Source organism: Longimicrobium sp., from assembly GCF_036554565.1.
Classification (GTDB): Bacteria; Gemmatimonadota; Gemmatimonadetes; order Longimicrobiales; family Longimicrobiaceae; genus Longimicrobium.
Window position 1 is genome coordinate 1 of sequence record NZ_DATBNB010000208.1, and the last position, 2,098, is coordinate 2,098.

At 69.2% G+C, this 2,098-nt stretch carries 2 protein-coding genes; both read right to left on the reverse strand.

Annotation, left to right across the window (positions count from 1 at the left end):
* Positions 1-203 precede the first annotated feature (203 nt).
* Entirely contained in the window at positions 204-413 is a 210-nt protein-coding gene (rpsU, locus tag VIB55_RS05630; protein WP_331022848.1) for a 30S ribosomal protein S21, read from the reverse strand.
* Positions 414-555: 142 nt separating this feature from the next.
* The coding region (locus tag VIB55_RS05635) for a serine hydrolase (protein WP_331875688.1) at positions 556-2,098 on the reverse strand (1,543 nt) is incomplete at its 5' end.

Sequence of the window (2,098 nt, forward strand, 5' to 3'; positions counted from 1 at the left end):
ATGCCCGGGCCTCGTCCTTTTTCGTCCGCATCGAAAATGGCATCACGCGGAGGCGCGGAGAAACAGACGAGCCGCGGAGGTGTCCCCTCCGCGGCTCTCCATTCTTCTCCGCGGCTCCGCGTGAACCGCTTTCCATCAGGATCTGTGCGGCGAGAAATGCAAGAGGCCCGATCCGCCGGGGATTGGGCCTCTCTGCTTGCGGATCAGAAGTCGAACCGGCGGGCGGCGCGCTTGCGGTCCTTGTGACGGCGGCGCTCGGCGGCCTTCTCCTTGAGCTTCCGCGCCTCGCTGGGCTTCTCGTAGTGCCGCTTGCGGCGCATGTCCTTGAACAGACCCGAACGAATCATCCGACGGCGGAACTGCTTGAGCGCCCAATCCAGGCGGTCAGTCTCTGCAAGCTGAATCTCGACCACGTCTTCTCCCTTCTGAGGAAACGATTGAAGACCCGCGCGACGTGCCCCGGGTCTCCCGATTCTCCATCAATCCCATGACCAGACCCTCAAAATAATCGATTTTCCGCACAAGTCAACCAGGCGTCCTCGCACGGACGCCGGGCTACGGCGCCGGCGCGTCGGGCGCGCGCACCCGTTCGTTGGCGGCCATCCGCATCCGGGGGACGCCGCCGCGCTCGTCGATGACGAACGAGAGGAAGCTTTCGCCCATGGCGCGGTTGGCCCAGCGGGCCAGGAACACGTCGTGGTGCCAGTGCTCCAGCGGCGCCGTGTTGCGCCCGCCCAGCTCCGCCACCAGCACCCCGTCGCGCACCCGGAGAACCACGGCGGACTGGATGCTGTCGGGGTCCACGTAGGTGCCGGCGTACGCCTGCAGCGGCAGCGAATGCCGGGTGCCGGCGGCCCGGTGCGACCTCCGCTCGCGCTCGGCGGCGCGCTCGCGCTCCGCCGCCTGCGCATACGCGGGGCGCAGCTCGGCGCTCCAGTCGCGCCGCGGGCCGCCCAGGAACTCGTCGACGATGCGGTACATCAGCGCGTGCCGCACCTCGGCGTGATCCAGGTTGGCGTAGATCACCAGCCCCAGCCGCTCTTCGGGCACCAGCGCCAGGATGGCCGTCATCCCGTCGATGCTTCCCGTATGCATCGCCAGCTTCCGTCCCCTGTAGTCCTGCAGGAACCACCCCAGCCCGTAGGCGGTGAAGTTGGGGCGCGACAGCCGCGTGGGCTCCGGATAGAACGAGGCGGCGGGGATGACGACCTGCGGGGTCAGCATCTCGCGATGGCTGGCCGCGCTCACCAGCCGGCGCCCGCCCACCCGGCCGCTGTCCAGCTGAAAGCGGATCCACCGCGCCATGTCGCTGACCGACGAGTTCATGGACCCCGCCGGGCCGATGTTGTCGAAGTCCAGGTACGGCACGGGCATCACCGTGTCGTTCACCTCCACGTGGGGCGTGGCCACGTTCGGCCGCTCGCCGAGCCCCGCGTAGCCGGTCAGTGTCTCGCCCATCCCCAGCGGCTGCAGGATGCGCTGGCGTACGAACTCGCTCCACGGCATCCCCGACGCCTGCTGCACCACCCGCCCCGCCACCATGTAGCCGACGTTGTTGTACTGGTAGCGCGTGCGGGGCGCGGCGAACGGGCGCACGTAGCGCAGCCGCCGCAGGATGTCGTCGCTGGTGTTGGGAGACGCGAACCAGAGGGCATCGCTTCCCGGCAGCCCCGTGCGGTGGGTGAGCAGGTCGCGCACGGTCAGCTGCCCGGTCAGCCCGGGATCGGAAAGGCGGAACCCGGGCAGGTGCATGGAGACGGGATCGTCCCACCGCACTTTCCCCTCGTCCACCAGCATGGCCAGCGCGGTGGCGGTGAACGCCTTGGTGGTAGAGGCGATGGCGAACGAGGTGTGTTCGTCCACGCGGTCGTTCCCTCCCACCGTCCTCACCCCGAAGCCGCGCGCGTACACCACCGAATCGTCCTTGACGATGGCGATGGCCATTCCCGGCACGTGCCAGTCGCGCATGGCGTTCTGCACGTAGGCGTCGAACCCGTCCAGCGGCCGTCCCTGCGCGGCGGCGGGCGCGGAGGCCAGGACCGTGGCGACGACGAGCGCGCGGCGGAGGATCGGCATCGGCAGGACGCGCATGGTGGAT